This window comes from Enterococcus sp. 5H (assembly GCF_028128615.1).
Classification (GTDB): Bacteria; Bacillota; Bacilli; order Lactobacillales; family Enterococcaceae; genus Enterococcus_L.
The window spans coordinates 267,394-283,325 of record NZ_AMDP01000019.1; the positions used below are offsets into that span (position 1 = coordinate 267,394).

Here is a 15,932-nt window from a genome sequence, read left to right on the forward strand (position 1 = left end):
AGACGACTGAAAAGAGGAAAGAATTTCTTTCAAACTTGAGGTGGCACCGTGAATATTTCGCCCTCAAACTACATGTTTTATGTGGTTTGAGGGCTTTTTTGTATATCAATTTACGGATGTTTCGAAGATTAAGAGGAATGATTTTCAATGAGGTGGTACCGTGGATATATCTATTCGCCCTCACAAAACAGATTTCTGTGCTGTTTTGTGAGGTTTTTTGTTGTGAAACACTGCGACTGGCTCCGCCAGAGCAGATGTTGAACAATACTTGGCGACCAAGGGGAGCGAAGTTACCGAACTAGAGAAACACTACACTTCGTTACGATCACATCAATTTCTAAGAGCTAAAGCTCAAAGAATTGAAGGACTGCGATTGGCTCTGCCAGAGCAGATGTTGAACAATACTTGGCGACCAAGGGGAGCGAAGTTACCGAACTAGAGAAACACTACACTTCGTTACGATCACATCAATTTCTAAGAGCTAAAGCTCAAAGAATTGAAGGACTGCGATTGGCTCCACCAGAGCAGATGTTGAACAATACTTGGCGACCAAATAGAGCGAAATTGCCGCACGAAAGAAACTCACCATTTTAATATCAAATTAGGTATAGGAAACTAATCAAAAATCAGTAATCAAATAATATTCAGTGATGAAAGAAAACAAATTAAAAATCCACAAAGAAAAGAGGTTTCTCAATGCAACAACTAAAAAAAATCCAAGCCGATTATCTAACTGCAATCTCCGCATTTCTAAGAATTAAAGGAAAGAACAAATGCCTATTAGAAAGTATTCCCAGAGACAAAAGCACAGGTCGTTATTCCATCATTGCATGGGATGCCGTTTCTGAAATTACTTGCCGGGGTAACCGATTAACAATAGATGGACAAACAACTAGTATAAAAGATCCACTAAAAGAAATTGAAAAATATGTTTTAAAAGAAGAAGAACTACTAATCGATTTACCATTTCAAGGGGGTGCCATTGGGTACGTAGGCTATGACGTAATAGCCTGTTACGAAAACTTAGGCACTATACCATTTGATGAATTAAACGTACCGGATATTCATTTTTACCTATTTGACTCTTATTTAATTTTCGACCATGTAAGCGAAACAATTTCATTAATAGAGGCAAATACTTATTCTAAGCGGACAGAAAAGCAGCTTGAACAAGCACTGCAGCAAAAAATCAAAGAGCTGGAAACACCAAGCTTAGAAGAACAAAAAACAATCAAACTAAACAAATTAAACTACCGTAGTAATTTTACTAAACAAACATTCAAACAAACAGTCAGAAAAATCAAGGATTATATCCAACAAGGTGACTTATTTCAAATGGTTCCGTCTCAACGTTTAACTGCAGATTTTACTGAAGAGCCTTTTGATTACTACCGCCGTTTACGAGTGACAAATCCCTCAACCTATTTATACTTTTTAGATTTTGGGGAAACATACGTAATTGGCTCATCGCCGGAAAGTCTAGTGAGTGTTAAAAACCAACTAGTCACAACGAATCCAATTGCAGGGACTAGAAAACGTGGGCGAACAGTTGAGCAAGACTTGTCATTAGAACAAGAATTATTGAATGATGAAAAGGAACGTGCAGAACATTTAATGCTAATTGATTTAGGTAGAAATGATATAGGAAAAGTCAGTCAAACTGGTTCAGTTGAAGTTCCTATTTATATGACCGTTGAAAAATATCGTTTTGTCATGCATTTAGTGTCTGTTGTGACAGGGAAGTTAAAAACAGGATTATCAGCGATGGATGCTTTAAAAGCAACTTTACCTGCTGGAACAGTTAGCGGTGCACCGAAAATTCGAGCGATGCAGCGGATTTATGAACTCGAGCCAGTTAAACGAGGGATATATGCTGGAGCAGTTGGTTACCTTTCTAAAAACGATCAAGCTGATTTTGCGATTGCGATTCGTACAATGGTTATTCACCAGAAAAAAGCCTATGTCCAAGCTGGCGCCGGAATTGTTTATGATTCAGTACCGGAAAAAGAATATGAAGAAACTTTGCATAAAGCAAAAGCTCTTTTGGAGGTGGGGGGATGATTTTATTGATTGATAATTATGATTCATTTACGCACAACCTTGCACAATTAATCGAAACAGAACAAGAAGTAGTTGTTGTCCGCAATGATGATGAAAAAATATATCAACTGGCAGAACAAGCGCGGGCAATTGTAATCTCACCGGGACCAGGCAGACCAAATGAAGCTGGGGAAATAAAAAAAGTTATTCAAAAATTTTATCAAATTAAACCAATTTTAGGAATTTGTTTAGGTCATCAAGCAATCGGTGAAGTGTTCGGTGCTCAGATAAGTTCAGCTCAACAGATTCGACACGGCAAACAATCAATGATTTCAATAAGAGAAAAGAATCAACTATTTCAAGGAATCGAAAAGAATACTGCTGTTATGCGTTATCACTCATTAATAATTGAACCGCAAACATTACCTAGTGAATTTACTATTACAGCAATAGCAGATGACGATCAGGAAATTATGGCGATAGAGCACAAAATATATCCAGTTTTCGGATTTCAATTTCATCCTGAATCTATCGGAACACTTGAAGGCCAAACGATGATAAAAAACTTTATTCAATTAACGGAGGAACGATCAAATGAATGATTTATTTGAAAAACTTTTTAGTAAACAACATCTAACTCGTTTAGAAGCGCAGCAAGTAGCAGATAAAATGTTTGAAGGAAAGCTTACAGATAGCCAAATTGCAGCTTTTTTAACAGCGATGAAATGTAAAGGTGAAACTGCTGAAGAAATGGCTGGAATTGCGGAAACGATTCAACGAAAAGCAGTAGTCATTAAGTGCCAAAAAGAAAATGTGATGGATAATTGCGGTACTGGCGGAGATCAATCAGGTAGTTTTAATATCAGTACAACTTCGGCTTTCGTTTTAGCAGCGGGTGGTGTAACTGTTGCGAAACATGGGAATCGTAGTATCTCCAGTAAATCCGGCAGTGCAGATATTTTTGAATGCTTAGGCGTAGATTTGGCTCTTTCACCAGAAAAATTAGAGACGTTATTAAATGAAATCGGCTTAGCTTTCCTCTTTGCCCCACATATGCACCCAAAAATGAAATACGTAATGAAAGTTCGAAAAGAGCTCGGAATACCGACAATTTTAAATTTAATTGGTCCGTTAACGAATCCTGTATCACTAGAATCACAATTAATGGGAACCTATCGTCAAGATCTTTTAGAAGAAACTGCAAAAACCTTAGGTGAACTTGGACGGAAACGAGCGGTTGTAGTGCATGGTTTCGGTGGTTTAGATGAAGCTTCACTTGCTGGAACAACAAACTATGCATTACTTGAGCATGGAAAAATTACGATGCATACGATTGAACCAGAAGAGGTAGGGCTAAAGAGAATACCACTAGACGGGATACGTGGTGGCAATGCAGAACAAAATACAGCAACACTTTTATCTATTTTGAATAATCAGCAAAGTCCATATTTGGATTCAGTTTTATTAAATGCGGGTTTAGGGTTTTTCAGTAATGGCAAGACGTCTAGTGTAGAAAATGGTGTTTTATTAGCAAAAGATTGTATTGCCAGCGGAGCGGCGTTTGATAAGTTACAACAACTGATTCGAATTCAAAAGGAGGTAGCTTAAATGGATTTTTTAGACAAAATTATCAGCGAAAAAGAAATAGAAGTCAATCAGATGCCAGAAGAACAAATTTTGCCACTAAGAAAAACATATTCTTTTTATCAATTCGTCAAAGAGCACCCAGAGAAAATTCATATTATAGGTGAAGTTAAGCGCGCTTCGCCTTCTAAGGGAGATATTAATTTAGAAGTAAACGTTGTTGAGCAAGCTAAAGACTATCAACAAGCAGGCGTATCAGCAATTTCTGTACTGACGGATACAGTATTTTTTAAGGGCTCAATTGAAGATTTGAAGCAGGTGACAAAAGAGGTGGATATTCCTGTTTTGTGTAAGGATTTCATTATTGATAAAAAGCAGTTGATTCGAGCCAGAAACGCAGGAGCGACGATTGTATTGTTAATTGTCGCAGCGCTGACCAAAGAAAAGTTAGCAGAGTTGTATAAAATTGCTACAAGTCTTGATTTAGAAGTTCTAGTTGAGGTTCATGATGAAATAGAGCTAACGATTGCCGAAGCATTGCCTGCAAAATTAATTGGCGTAAATAATCGCAACTTAAAAACATTTGATGTTTCTTTATCAGTAAGTCAGAAATTGGCTCAGAAGCAACAAACGCAAGCCGTTTATATTAGTGAATCTGGATTCTCAACAAGTAAACAAGTCAAGCTTATAAAAGAAAATTATCAAGCAGTTTTAGTTGGTGAAAGTCTAATGCGACAAGGAAATCCAAAGGAAAAAGTGCAAGAATTACAGGTGCAGAGATGAAGGTCAAAATTTGCGGTTTAAAGACCAAAGAACATGTGGATACAGCGGTCAGGCATGGAGCCGATTATCTGGGTTTTGTTTTTGCTGAAAGTAAACGCCAAGTAACACCTGAAAAAGTCAGAGAAATCACAGCTTCCGTGCCTAAACAAGTCAAAAAAGTTGGTGTGTTTGTTTCTCCAAATAAATCAGATGTAGAAGCAATTATTCAAAGTGTAGGTTTAGATGTAGTCCAGATTCATGGTGAACTGAAAGCTACTCAATTTTCTGTACCACTTATTCGAGCAATTGCCGTTGATGGAACAGAACAAGTGAATAGAATAGATTCAGAAAAAGCTGACTATTTACTCTTTGATGCACCGCCTAAAAAATTCGTTGGCGGAAACGGTGAGGTCTTTAATTGGCAGCAATTGGATTTAACCCAAATTAATCATAAGAAAATCATCATTGCAGGTGGTTTAACGATAGAAAATGTTCAACAAGCCAAAAAACAATTTCACCCCTATGCTGTGGATGTTTCCAGCGGAGTAGAAACAAATGGTGAAAAGGATACTCAAAAAATAATCGCTTTTTTAAAACAAGCCAAGGAGGAATTAGATGTATAATCAACCAAATCAAGGGTTTTACGGTAACTATGGCGGTCAATTTGTGCCGGAAACCTTAATGTATGCAGTTAAGGAATTAGAGGAAGTTTACAAAGCTTCAAAAGAAGATGAAGAATTTCAAGCGGAATTGAATTATTATTTAAAACAATATATCGGGCGAGAAAATCCCTTGTATTTCGCGGAACGTCTGACGGACTACGCTGGCGGAGCAAAAATTTATCTAAAAAGAGAAGACCTGAATCATACAGGAGCGCACAAAATTAACAATACAATTGGGCAAATCTTATTAGCGAAAAAAATGGGGAAAACGAAAGTTGTAGCCGAAACAGGCGCAGGGCAACATGGCGTTGCAACAGCAACAGTTGCAGCATTATTCGGAATGGAATGTACAATTTTTATGGGTGCAGTAGATGTGGTGCGTCAATCTCTGAATGTTTTTCGGATGGAATTGTTAGGCGCTAAAGTTGAAAGTGTCACATCTGGCAGTCAAACATTGAAAGATGCAGTGAATGAAGCACTTCGTTTCTGGGTTGCCAATGTAGAAGATACTCATTATGTTATGGGTTCTGTTTTAGGTCCTCATCCATTTCCTGAAATTGTTCGTGATTATCAAAGTATTATCGGGATTGAAGCTAGACGTCAGTTTTTAGCTGAGGAAAATAAATTACCAGATGCAGTTGTCGCTTGTGTCGGCGGTGGTAGTAACGCAATGGGGATTTTTTATCCATTTATCAATGATGAAGTTGTTTTAATTGGTGTGGAGGCTGCTGGCCTAGGATTGGAAACTAGTTCCCATGCTGCTTCAATTAATAAAGGCACGACCGGTGTTTTACATGGTGCGATGATGAAGCTGTTGCAAGATCCTGACGGACAAATTTTAGAAGCTTTTTCTATTTCAGCAGGCTTAGATTATCCAGGATTAGGTCCGGAACATTGCTATTTAAATGAAACCAATAGAGCAAGCTATGAATCTGTAACAGATGCAGAAGCACTGGAAGCATTTAAAATTTTATGCCAAACAGAAGGAATTATTCCAGCTTTAGAAAGTGCCCATGCGATTAGTCACGCCTTAAAATTAGCCAAAGAATTAGGTTCAGAAAAACAAATTATCGTCTGCCTTTCAGGTCGAGGCGATAAAGATGTACAACAAATTAAAGAACTTTTTGAAACGGAGGGAAACAAATGAAATCATTAACGAAACACTTAACAGCAAAACAACAAGCAAACGAAATGATTTTCATTCCCTACATTATGGCGGGTGCTCAAGGTTTGGATCAATTAGATGCAGAAATCCAATTACTTTCCCAAGCAAGAGCTAGCGCGATTGAACTAGGTATTCCGTTTTCTGATCCTGTTGCAGACGGACCTGTGATTCAAGAAGCAGGTTTACGAGCGCTAAAACAAAAAGTGACTTTAGGCAAAATTATTCAGCAACTTAAAAAAATAAAAACCTCAACACCATTAGTTATTATGACGTATTTCAATCCGATTTTTACTTATGGATTAGATAGATTTGTTCAAGATCTAGCAGAGACAAATGTAAAAGGGTTAATTATTCCTGATTTACCTTATGAACATCAAAATTTAGTAACACCATTATTAGAAAAAAGTGATCTTTCATTAGTGCCATTAATTGCTTTAACTACACCAAAAGAAAGAATTCCTGAGTTAACAAAAGCAGGTGAGGGATTTATTTATGCCGTTGCGGTAAATGGTGTGACGGGAACTGGGCGAGATTACCAAGAGTCGCTAGATGAGCATTTAGCCTATATTCAAAAAGTCAGTGATAAACCAGTATTGGCTGGATTTGGTGTGTCAACCAAAGAACATGTGGAGCGTTTTAGAAAAAATTGTGCAGGTGTAATTGTTGGCAGTAAAATTGTCCAGATGTTAGGTGAAGGAAAACAAGAAGAGGTTAGAGTCTTTATTGAAGAAATAACATGTGATAGCTAAAATTTGTAAAGTTTGAAAGCAAAACAGAATTTATTTAATTTTCATTTTCCCCTTGCCTCCAAACCGTTCTTTCTGTAAAGTAGTATAAAAAGCAGGTGGGCCTATGGAACTCGTAATCAATCGAAACTTGATTTTTGCAGAAAACCAATACTTAGAGACGGAGCGTTTACTTTTACGCCCAATTACACTAGCGGATGCAGATGATATGTTTGAGTACGGCTCGGATGAAGAGACAGTAACTTTCGTTTTTCCGCAGCACCAGTCAGTTAGAGATACAAAAGAAAATATTGCTAATTATTTTATGTCTGAACCATTCGGGAAATATGGTATGGAGATAAAAGAAACAGGCAAGCTAATTGGTACAATTGAAATACGAATTATAGAAAAACATGCGATTGGTGATATTGGATATACGTTAAATAAAGACTTCTGGGGAATGGGTTATATGCCAGAAGCAGCTAGAGAGATCTTGAGATTAGGTTTCGAAAAATTACAGCTGATTCGAATTTTCGCCGAACATGATATTGATAATCCAAATTCTGGACGAGTTATGGAAAAAATTGGTATGAAAGTTGAAGGAACCGTTCCTAATGCTCGAATTTGTAAAGGTAAAGTTGTCACTGACGTTATGCGAGGAATTACTGTGGAAGAGTGGCAACGGCAAAATAAAAAATAGCTTTAGAAGAAAATCGTTGGGAAAGAACGGTTTAGAGGAGAATATAGTACATGCTAATGTTTACAGAAAAAGATTTTGAAGTATTTACAATCGAGGGATTAGATCCAAGAATGGCTGAAATTCGTGCAAAAATTCAGCCGAAATTCCAAGAGTTGGATGATTATTTTGCGGAAAAATTAGGTGAAGAATTGGGAACAGAATTTTTTGTTCATATTGCTCAGCATCGCCGTAGAACCGTTTATCCACCAGAGAATACGTGGTCTGCATTAAGTCAGAAAAAGCGCGGCTATAAAATGGAAGCTCACTTCCAATTAGGTATTTGGGAAGACTATCTTTTTATGTGGCTGTCATTGATTGATAACCCAAAAAATGAAAAAGAAATTGCACAGGCATTTTTAGATAATCAAGAATTATTTGAACAATTGGATGATGATTTTTATCTATCGATTGACCACACGCAGCCAATGATCGAGCGATTGCAAGACGCTGATTTAGAAAAGCATTTAACCCGTTTTCGTGATGTCAAAAAAGGTGAATTTCAAATTGGTCGAATTATAAAAAAAGAAGATGCTTTATTGAATGATTCGGAAAAAGCACGTGGATACATGTTGAAAACTTATCAGGAGTTAGTGCCTTTGTATCAATTGGCAATTGAGTTACAGCAATAAAAAAGTGAACGAACTATCAGAAAAATTTGATAGCCCGTTCACTTTTTTTATTTACTGTACGCCAATTTTATTCAATGGATAGTAACGGAAATAAACAACACCAACGATATCCTCTTCATCCACAAAACCAAAATAGCGACTATCATCTGCTTTTCGGCGATTATCTCCTAAAACAAAATATTTTCCTTCTGGAACAACAGCTGCTGCACCGCCTTCAATCGTTTCTAAACTAAAATCAGCAGTTAAAGGCATTCCGTCAGATACTTCACTCTTAAATTCATCTAAATAAGGTTCATCGTATTTTTTATCGTTAATATACAATTGATCGTTTTCCATCCGAACGGTATCACCAGGTAATCCAATAATACGTTTAACGATTCTTTTACCGTTTCGTGGACTTGGAAATGTAGCAATATCGAAGCGTTCAGGTGTAAGCAATGATGATTGCCATAAACGATCTGATTCATGATAAGTGGGTTCCATCGAAATTCCAACAACTTCAACAGGTGTAAAAACGAACATTCTTAACAAAAGTACGGATAATAAAATAAAACCCAATTGCAAGACAGTCCAAAGTACATTACTCTTTTTCTTTTCCATTATAAATCTCCTTTTAAAAACTTGTTTATTTTAGTATATCAGATTAAAATTATGAAAAAAGAAGAAGAATAGAAAATTCTATGAAATATTCTTAGTTTAAAACAGATGTTTTGTCCCTATATTTAAAATTTGTTATACTTTGATAAAACTTATCAAACGATAAGGAGGATGGATATGTTTTTAGCATGGAATGAAATTTTACGTTCAAAATTGCGATATGTATTGATTATTGGGGTTATGTTTTTAATTTCTTATTTAGTTTTCTTTTTAACAGGTTTGTCTTATGGCTTAGCGGAAGATAACCGAACGGCTGTGGATAAGTGGCAGGCAGATGGTATCGTTTTGTCGGATGAAGCCAATACCAATATTAATATGTCAATGATCCCGATTAAATCAAAGGATCAGGTGGAAGCTAAAGAAAAAGCGGTACTTGGACAAACAGCTGGTGTCATTCAACTGGATAAAAAAGGCAGTGAAAAAATTAATGTCAGTTTTTTTGGGATTAATAAAAATGAATTTTTGATGCCAAACATCGTCGAAGGTAAAGCATTTACTAATGAAAATGAAACCGTTGTGGATAATAGTCTAAAAAAAGAAAATGATATTCAGTTAGGCGATACTATCAAATTAGCCGGTAGTGACAAAAAATTAAAAGTAGTCGGATTTACAGAAAATGCAAAATTTAATGTATCACCTGTTTTGTATGTTTCAACTGAATCATATCAGGAAATTCGTTTTGAAAAAACGGATACCTCAGAGAACGCTCGAGTAAATGCAATTGTGTTTCGCGCAAAAGATCATGATCTAAAGAATGCATCGGTGGATGATAAGGATTTGAAGATTTATCCGATCAAAACATTCATTAATAAGTTGCCTGGTTACAGTGCTCAAGTCTTGACATTTGGCTTTATGATCGGTTTTTTAGTGGTAATTGCAGCGATTGTTATTGGGATTTTCATATATGTTTTAACAATGCAAAAAGCGAATGTTTTCGGGATTATGAAAGCACAAGGGATTTCAAGTGGCTATATTTCGAGATCAGTGATTGCTCAAACCTTTTTATTGGCAGTAATTGGTGTTTTGATTGGATTACTTGGAACAGTGGGGACAGCATTAGTCTTGCCCGTGGCCGTTCCTTTCCAAAGTAATTGGTTGTTCTTTTTAGCGATTGCAGGATTGATGGTGATTATTGCAGTGTTAGGAGCGTTATTCTCTGTCCGAACGATTGTGAAAATTGATCCGTTGAAATCTATTGGCTAACCTTTGGATAAAGCTTTTATATAAGGAGGAATCAAATTGAAGGCAATTGAATTTCTAACTGTGGATAAACAGTTTTTAGATGGAGATACAACCATTGAAGCATTAAAGCCGACGAATTTTTCTGTGGAAAAAGGTCAATTTGTGGCAGTGATTGGTCCGAGTGGTTCAGGAAAAAGTACATTTTTAACACTTGCTGGAGGCTTGCAAACACCGACCAATGGGGAAGTTAAGATTAACGACGAAGCATTTAGCCAAGAAAGTGAAAAGCAACGCTCAAAAATTCGTTTTGCTGAAATTGGCTTTATCTTACAAGCTTCTAATTTAGTTCCTTTTTTAACTGTGGAAAAACAGCTGTATTTAGTGGATAAAGTTCAAAAGGAAAAGGCGAATGTGGATAAAGTCAATGAGTTATTAACACAATTGGGTATTGAACATTTAAAGAAAAAATATCCAGATGAAATTTCAGGGGGAGAACGTCAACGTGTTGCTATCGCTCGAGCATTGTATAATGATCCATCGATTATTTTAGCAGATGAACCGACAGCTAGTTTAGATTCAGATCGAGCATTTGAAGTGGTAAAAATATTAGCGAAAGAAACAAAAGAAAAAAACAAAGCAACGATCATGGTAACTCATGATCAACGCTTAATTGATTACTGTGATGAAGTCTTCATTATGAAAGATGGCGTATTGGAAAAACAAACATCATAGTATCGTAAAAAATAAAGCCAGCCTACTAATCAGGTGAGGCTTTATTTTTTATAACAAAAAACCTTGCTCATAAAATGAGCAAGGTTTGATAGAAAGATATCGTGAAAAATTTTCTCTGATATCTTAAAGTTTTTGGTTGTAGTATTCAACGACAAGAGCTTCGTCGATTTCAGGATATAACTCGTCACGTTCTGGTAAACGAGAGAAGCTTCCTTCTAATTTTTCAGCGTCAAAGCTTACGAATGCTGGGCGTCCAACTGTCGCTTCAACTGCTTCTTTGATTGTTACGATATTTTGAGATTTCTCACGAACAGAAATCACTTGACCAACTTCAACGTGGTAAGAAGGGATATCTACGCGTTTGCCATCTACAGTCACGTGACCGTGGTTAACTAATTGACGTGCTTGACGACGAGTAGTTGCTAAACCTAAACGGTAAACGACGTTATCTAAACGTTGTTCTAGTAAGATCATGAAGTTAACACCGTGTTTACCTTCTTTGATTTTGCTAGCTTTAACGAACAAGTTAACGAATTGACGTTCGTTCATACCGTACATATGACGTAATTTTTGTTTTTCAGTTAATTGCATACCGTACTCAGAAACTTTACCACGGCTGTTTGGTCCGTGTTGTCCTGGTTTGTATGGGCGACGTGCTAGTTCTTTACCAGTTCCTGATAGAGAGATACCTAGACGACGAGAGATTTTCCATGATGGTCCTGTATAACGTGACATTAAAAATTCCTCCAATAAAATAAGTTTTTTTGGAGTAAAATAATCTTCTGAAAAATTCATATTCGTTCAGTTCATTCTTCAACCTTCACCCTTTGCAGCCGTGGTTACGCAGTTGAACCAGAAAAACTGTTAAGACTTTTTAGTCTTAGAAGTTAAACAATAAGGCAATGAACTGTTGACGAGTCTATTATTTTTCTGCTGCTTATTTTACACGTTGACTAGTATACCTCAGAATAGCGGATAACTCAAGCTTTTTCTTGCATCATTCCAAGCAATTACCATCCACCGGATGCACCGCCACCGCCAGATGAACCCCCTCCGAATGAGCCCCAAGACGAACCGCCGCCATCAGAACCATTGCTACTGTCAGACCAGTTGGCAGAATTATAATTAGAGGCAAGGTAGGCTGTTGTTAACACATAACCGTCACCAGAATATAAAGTGTCTCCAATCAAGACACGTCCAAAGGCTTTCTTTTGAGCTGAAGGATGTTTTAGTAAACGACCTCGGGCAATCGAGCGACGTAATTTTCTTCTTGAAGCGATCAATGAACTGCCGCTTAACATTAGGTGGTAGAAGTTCGTTTGTTTCATTTCAGCGAGCTGAATTTCTGTCTCTTTATTCGCAGAGATTGAAATCTGGTTTTGATAGTCGTTGTATGTTTGTTTTAAAGCTTTCCCTGCTGAAAGACTCCTAAACGTTAGGATTAAATTCGTCAATACAGCAAAGAACAGAAAGATCCCTAGTCCCCAATGCCCCCATTTGGCGGCACTTTTTTGACTCTCGACTTGATTAATCTTTGAATCGACTAAGGCCGTTTTGGTATTCATTAGAGGGAATACTTGATCGAGTACTTGATTCACTGCCAGGTCATATTTTTCATCTTTAAACGCATCAACGATCTCGTCATCATTGATGATTGAATCGGCTGTTCCGTCAGGGATTATACCTTCCAACCCATAGCCGACTTCCAAACGAAATTCACGATCGTCCAGAGCAATCAGATATAAAATACCGTTATTCTCCGTCTTATCGCCGATCCCTAATTGGTTGAACAATTTGTTAGCGTACGATTCAATATCTTCGCCTCTTGGTAGTTCGGGAACCGTAATGACTTCTAACTGCGCGCCATTCGTACTTGCTGCTAATTGTTTATTAAGCTCATAAATTTTTTGTTTGGTCTTGTTATTTAACATGTTTGCATTATCTGAGACAAAAATATTATTTTCGTTGAGTGTGATCTCGCTATTTGTACCTTCAATAGAAACGGTGTAGTTGTTTTCTGTTTGAGGATACTCTTTTAAATTATTCAGATTTTCCTGTAAAATAGTGTCAAAAGATTTCTCAGCAGTGATGATTTTTCCTGATTCAATCGCTACTTTTTCTTGCCGTAGGTTGTTAAGTTCTTGGTCATAGGCGGCCATTTTTTCTGAGTAGCGCGAATTAGTTAAGAAAAAGATACTGAAAAGGCCCACACAGATCAAGAAAATAGTAAGCATACCGATTGAATATACGGTGTTTGTAAATTTTATCGTTTTATAATGATTTTTGATTCGGTGATCCAGTTTTTTTACTTGATTGATTTGTTCTTGTTTTGACATTTCGCTCACCTTACTTCCCCATAGTTTGGTAAAATTTTGTCTCAAAGGTTATCAGCTTTTTCATAAAAACAACCCCGTTTTTATTGCTCAATAGATAACTTACTCCTATTTTATCAGTTAAGTGTGAAATCTCATCGGTCTTCCGAATGATTTTCTCATTGTTTCTTCATAAAAAATGAAGTGAGTGAAAAGAATGAAAAAGAGCGAGGGCTTGACGAACTTTACCGCTTGTTTTGCTTATAATGGTAAAAAGTGGTACTTTGTATGAAAAAGCACTAGACAAATTGCTTGCTGGTCTTTAAAATGATAAAGGATGTTTTTGAAAATATAAGTTGAAAACGATATGAAAAGGAGAAACAAAATGAAACCTGTATCGCCATTATTTGAACAGATCGACAAATCTATTAATAAAAAAATGAACTTATTCCAAAGTAGTTTTTTACGCTATGCTTTTCGTGCTATGCTGGCTTGTATGTTCTTAACATTAGGAACTGCGGTAGCTTTTGCTATTGCTATGAAAGGTGAAGATATCTCACATGGTTTAGGCAAAATGCTTTATGCATTTATGTTCAGTTGGTCACTTGTGATGATTCTCTATATGAATGCTGAATTAGGAACATCGAATATGTTATATATGACAGTAGGTGTCTACCGTAAGAAAATCAATTTCTCTTTTGCAGCTAAAATTTTATTTGCTTGTATTTTCTTCAACTTAGTCGGCGGCGTATTTTTCGGCTATTTGATTTCGCTAACAGTACCTTATCAAGACTTGGCATCAGATAACTTCTTTTTCACTTCTATTGCTGGAAAATTAAATAAAACAACGACACAAATTTTAGTAGAAGCTATTTTTGCAAATATTGTTGTAAATACGGCCGTATTAGTAAGTATGCGTATGAAAGATGATGCGGGTAAAGTTGCAGCAATTGTTTTTATTATCTTTATCTTTGCTTTTCTTGGCTACGAACACGTTATCGCTAATTTCCCTGCGTTTAGTTTAGCGTATTTTGCTTCTCATGGAACAATGGCGGCAATGACAGTTGGTAGTGTAGCGCATAATTTATTCTTTGCTTTGATCGGTAACTTTATCGGTGGTGGTTTAGTAATGGGCTTAGGCTATGCATGGCTAAATAACGCAGATACCAATTATTTAGACTAATTAAATGTAAGCTGAGACAAAACGTGAATGTTTGTTTCAGCTTTTTTGTTGTTTTGAACTAAATAAAGTAAAATGGAATAAATAGCTAAAAGGAGACCTGAAATGAATGAAGTGATTTTTCCAGAAAATAAAGAAAAAGCCCAGCAAATGTCAGCATATATGAAAAATTTATTTCCTTTTGCAGGTGTACCAGCGCCCGAAAGGACAGCACTTCAGAAAGAGTTACTGAAAAAAAGTAAACAATTTTCTTACGAAGAATTATTTGAGCTAATCTCTTATTATTATCAAAAACCAGAGCGTGAGTACCAATATGTTGCAATTGATCTGGCAACTGTTAATGTTAAACGATTATCTTTTGATGAAATGTTAAGTTTTAAACCTTTTGTCGTTGAAAAAGCTTGGTGGGATAGTGTGGATTCGTGGCGTAAATTTTTTGGACTTTGGGGATCGTATCACTTTGACGAAATGCCGCAGCTATTTGATGCATTTTATGGTGAAGAAGATTTTTGGCATCGCCGAATTGCAATCAATCTGCAACTATTATATAAAGAAAAAACAAACACAGCGTTATTGAAAAAAGCCATCATTTATGATAAAACTACAGATGAGTTCTTTATTCAAAAAGCAATTGGCTGGGCGTTGCGTCAACATAGTAAAATTGATCCTGAATGGGTCAAAGAAATGATTGCGACCAATACTTTAAGCCCATTAGCCGTTAGAGAAGGCAGTAAATACTTGCCAAAACCATAGAAAGCGAGCGAAAAAACACGCGATGAAAAGAAAACTTTTTGCATTTGATATTGATGGAACCTTGTTGGGAACAGACAAACAACCATTGGAAAGCACACGAGAAGCATTACAGGCACTAAGAAAACAAGGTCATTTAGTGACAGTAGCTACAGGACGCAGCCGATTTATGGCACAAGATATTATTATGGATTTAGATTTTTCAAACTATGTTCTTTGTAATGGAGCAGCAGCGTTTTTAGATCATGAGCAGTATTTCCAGAATTTACTGGATCAAGATGAATTACATCGCTTCGCTTCTGAAGTGGAGAAGAGAGAGATTGGTTTAGCTTATGTTGGTTTAGATGATGTGAAAAAGAAAAATCATCACCGCCGTGAACAAATGGCTGAAGCGATGCGCACAATTAATTTTGAAGCGCCGGAATATGATACGAATTTCCAAAAAGAAAATGATATTTATCAAGCTTTAGCTTTTTATGATGAAGCTTCAGATGGTGTATTTGACCATGAATTTTCTAGCTTCCGTTTCATCCGTTGGCACGCTGAAAGTGTTGATATTGTACCGAAAGATGGTTCTAAAGCAGCGACCTTATTGAATTTAGCTGATCGTGTGGGGATTGAGCGAGAAAATATTATTACCTTTGGTGATGGCGAAAATGATCGCGAAATGTTGCGTGAAGCGGGTATTGGTGTTGCAATGGGGAACGCATTACCTCACATTCAAAAAGAAGCAAAATTTGTGACAGATACGAATGATAATGATGGTATTTGGAAAGCGTTGAAAGAATTAAAGGCAATTTAAATAAAAAAGCT

17 protein-coding genes and 1 other annotated feature (1 of these 18 running past the window's edge) are annotated in these 15,932 nt (G+C 36.5%); of the genes, 14 read left to right on the plus strand and 3 right to left on the minus strand.

Annotated features, from left to right (window positions below; all coding sequences use genetic code 11):
- Positions 1-68, plus strand: a binding site (T-box leader); it begins 162 nt to the left of the window's first position.
- 628 nt (positions 69-696) lie between these two features.
- The 9 genes from trpE to C240_RS07305 all read left to right on the plus strand — a co-directional run bounded on the left by trpE (position 697) and on the right by C240_RS07305 (position 8,306).
- Entirely contained in the window at positions 697-2,061 is a 1,365-nt protein-coding gene (trpE, locus tag C240_RS07265) for an anthranilate synthase component I (RefSeq protein ID WP_271493244.1), read from the plus strand.
- Positions 2,058-2,642 (plus strand): anthranilate synthase component II, encoded by a 585-nt coding sequence (locus C240_RS07270; RefSeq protein WP_271493246.1) that lies wholly within the window; start codon positions 2,058-2,060, stop codon positions 2,640-2,642. Before trpE ends, C240_RS07270 begins: the two co-directional genes overlap by 4 nt.
- A complete protein-coding gene (gene trpD, locus C240_RS07275) occupies positions 2,635-3,648 on the plus strand; it encodes an anthranilate phosphoribosyltransferase (protein WP_271493248.1) in 1,014 nt (337 codons plus the stop codon). Before C240_RS07270 ends, trpD begins: the two co-directional genes overlap by 8 nt.
- Complete coding sequence (gene trpC, locus C240_RS07280; RefSeq protein WP_271493249.1) at positions 3,649-4,407, plus strand: indole-3-glycerol phosphate synthase TrpC; 759 nt, start codon at positions 3,649-3,651, stop codon at positions 4,405-4,407.
- Positions 4,404-5,009: a phosphoribosylanthranilate isomerase gene (locus tag C240_RS07285; protein WP_271493251.1), complete on the plus strand. Its 606-nt coding sequence runs from the start codon at positions 4,404-4,406 to the stop codon at positions 5,007-5,009. The genes trpC and C240_RS07285 overlap by 4 nt, the downstream gene beginning before the upstream one ends.
- Entirely contained in the window at positions 5,002-6,195 is a 1,194-nt protein-coding gene (gene trpB, locus C240_RS07290; protein ID WP_271493253.1) for a tryptophan synthase subunit beta, read from the plus strand. The genes C240_RS07285 and trpB overlap by 8 nt, the downstream gene beginning before the upstream one ends.
- Positions 6,192-6,962 carry a tryptophan synthase subunit alpha gene (trpA, locus tag C240_RS07295; RefSeq protein ID WP_271493255.1) on the plus strand — a complete coding sequence of 257 codons (771 nt, stop codon included), beginning with the start codon at positions 6,192-6,194 and terminating at the stop codon, positions 6,960-6,962. The genes trpB and trpA overlap by 4 nt, the downstream gene beginning before the upstream one ends.
- 103 nt (positions 6,963-7,065) lie before the next feature.
- Positions 7,066-7,638, plus strand: a complete 573-nt coding sequence (locus tag C240_RS07300) for a GNAT family N-acetyltransferase (protein ID WP_271493258.1) — start codon at positions 7,066-7,068, stop codon at positions 7,636-7,638.
- A 50-nt stretch (positions 7,639-7,688) separates the two neighbouring features.
- Positions 7,689-8,306 carry a DUF1054 domain-containing protein gene (locus C240_RS07305; protein WP_271493260.1) on the plus strand — a complete coding sequence of 206 codons (618 nt, stop codon included), beginning with the start codon at positions 7,689-7,691 and terminating at the stop codon, positions 8,304-8,306.
- A gap of 51 nt (positions 8,307-8,357) precedes the next feature.
- Here C240_RS07305 and lepB read toward each other — a convergent pair whose 3' ends face one another.
- On the minus strand, positions 8,358-8,906 hold the full coding sequence (lepB, locus tag C240_RS07310) for a signal peptidase I (RefSeq protein ID WP_271493261.1): 549 nt from the start codon (positions 8,904-8,906) through the stop codon (positions 8,358-8,360).
- A 174-nt stretch (positions 8,907-9,080) separates the two neighbouring features.
- Here lepB and C240_RS07315 point away from each other — a divergent pair, with 174 nt between their 5' ends.
- Together C240_RS07315 and C240_RS07320 are read left to right on the plus strand one after the other, a co-directional pair.
- A complete protein-coding gene (locus tag C240_RS07315; protein WP_271493263.1) occupies positions 9,081-10,166 on the plus strand; it encodes an ABC transporter permease in 1,086 nt (361 codons plus the stop codon).
- Between the two features lie 36 nt (positions 10,167-10,202).
- On the plus strand, positions 10,203-10,877 hold the full coding sequence (locus C240_RS07320; protein ID WP_271493265.1) for an ABC transporter ATP-binding protein: 675 nt from the start codon (positions 10,203-10,205) through the stop codon (positions 10,875-10,877).
- Positions 10,878-11,000: 123 nt separating this feature from the next.
- Here the strand turns inward: C240_RS07320 and rpsD are convergent, their stop codons facing one another.
- Together rpsD and C240_RS07330 are read right to left on the minus strand one after the other, a co-directional pair.
- A complete protein-coding gene (rpsD, locus tag C240_RS07325; protein WP_271493267.1) occupies positions 11,001-11,612 on the minus strand; it encodes a 30S ribosomal protein S4 in 612 nt (203 codons plus the stop codon).
- Positions 11,613-11,887: 275 nt separating this feature from the next.
- Positions 11,888-13,213 carry a TPM domain-containing protein gene (locus C240_RS07330; protein ID WP_271493270.1) on the minus strand — a complete coding sequence of 442 codons (1,326 nt, stop codon included), beginning with the start codon at positions 13,211-13,213 and terminating at the stop codon, positions 11,888-11,890.
- A 361-nt stretch (positions 13,214-13,574) separates the two neighbouring features.
- Between C240_RS07330 and C240_RS07335 the strand changes: the two genes are divergently transcribed.
- The 3 genes from C240_RS07335 to C240_RS07345 all read left to right on the plus strand — a co-directional run bounded on the left by C240_RS07335 (position 13,575) and on the right by C240_RS07345 (position 15,921).
- On the plus strand, positions 13,575-14,372 hold the full coding sequence (locus C240_RS07335; RefSeq protein ID WP_271493272.1) for a formate/nitrite transporter family protein: 798 nt from the start codon (positions 13,575-13,577) through the stop codon (positions 14,370-14,372).
- Between the two features lie 102 nt (positions 14,373-14,474).
- Positions 14,475-15,122 carry a DNA alkylation repair protein gene (locus C240_RS07340; protein ID WP_271493274.1) on the plus strand — a complete coding sequence of 216 codons (648 nt, stop codon included), beginning with the start codon at positions 14,475-14,477 and terminating at the stop codon, positions 15,120-15,122.
- Between the two features lie 22 nt (positions 15,123-15,144).
- Positions 15,145-15,921 (plus strand): Cof-type HAD-IIB family hydrolase, encoded by a 777-nt coding sequence (locus C240_RS07345; protein WP_271493276.1) that lies wholly within the window; start codon positions 15,145-15,147, stop codon positions 15,919-15,921.
- The last annotated feature ends 11 nt before the right edge of the window (positions 15,922-15,932 follow it).

What these genes read in the sequence shown, in the direction of transcription:
- trpB (WP_271493253.1), top strand. Translation starts at nt 5,002, where the DNA reads ATGTATAATCAACCAAATCAAGGGTTTTACGGTAACTATGGCGGTCAA.
- trpA (WP_271493255.1), top strand. Translation starts at nt 6,192, where the DNA reads ATGAAATCATTAACGAAACACTTAACAGCAAAACAACAAGCAAACGAA.
- C240_RS07335 (WP_271493272.1), top strand. Translation starts at nt 13,575, where the DNA reads ATGAAACCTGTATCGCCATTATTTGAACAGATCGACAAATCTATTAAT.
- C240_RS07285 (WP_271493251.1), top strand. Translation starts at nt 4,404, where the DNA reads ATGAAGGTCAAAATTTGCGGTTTAAAGACCAAAGAACATGTGGATACA.
- trpC (WP_271493249.1), top strand. Translation starts at nt 3,649, where the DNA reads ATGGATTTTTTAGACAAAATTATCAGCGAAAAAGAAATAGAAGTCAAT.
- C240_RS07330 (WP_271493270.1), bottom strand. Translation starts at nt 13,213, where the DNA reads ATGTCAAAACAAGAACAAATCAATCAAGTAAAAAAACTGGATCACCGA.
- C240_RS07305 (WP_271493260.1), top strand. Translation starts at nt 7,689, where the DNA reads ATGCTAATGTTTACAGAAAAAGATTTTGAAGTATTTACAATCGAGGGA.
- C240_RS07340 (WP_271493274.1), top strand. Translation starts at nt 14,475, where the DNA reads ATGAATGAAGTGATTTTTCCAGAAAATAAAGAAAAAGCCCAGCAAATG.
- trpE (WP_271493244.1), top strand. Translation starts at nt 697, where the DNA reads ATGCAACAACTAAAAAAAATCCAAGCCGATTATCTAACTGCAATCTCC.
- rpsD (WP_271493267.1), bottom strand. Translation starts at nt 11,612, where the DNA reads ATGTCACGTTATACAGGACCATCATGGAAAATCTCTCGTCGTCTAGGT.
- C240_RS07345 (WP_271493276.1), top strand. Translation starts at nt 15,145, where the DNA reads ATGAAAAGAAAACTTTTTGCATTTGATATTGATGGAACCTTGTTGGGA.
- C240_RS07270 (WP_271493246.1), top strand. Translation starts at nt 2,058, where the DNA reads ATGATTTTATTGATTGATAATTATGATTCATTTACGCACAACCTTGCA.
- C240_RS07315 (WP_271493263.1), top strand. Translation starts at nt 9,081, where the DNA reads ATGTTTTTAGCATGGAATGAAATTTTACGTTCAAAATTGCGATATGTA.
- lepB (WP_271493261.1), bottom strand. Translation starts at nt 8,906, where the DNA reads ATGGAAAAGAAAAAGAGTAATGTACTTTGGACTGTCTTGCAATTGGGT.
- C240_RS07300 (WP_271493258.1), top strand. Translation starts at nt 7,066, where the DNA reads ATGGAACTCGTAATCAATCGAAACTTGATTTTTGCAGAAAACCAATAC.
- trpD (WP_271493248.1), top strand. Translation starts at nt 2,635, where the DNA reads ATGAATGATTTATTTGAAAAACTTTTTAGTAAACAACATCTAACTCGT.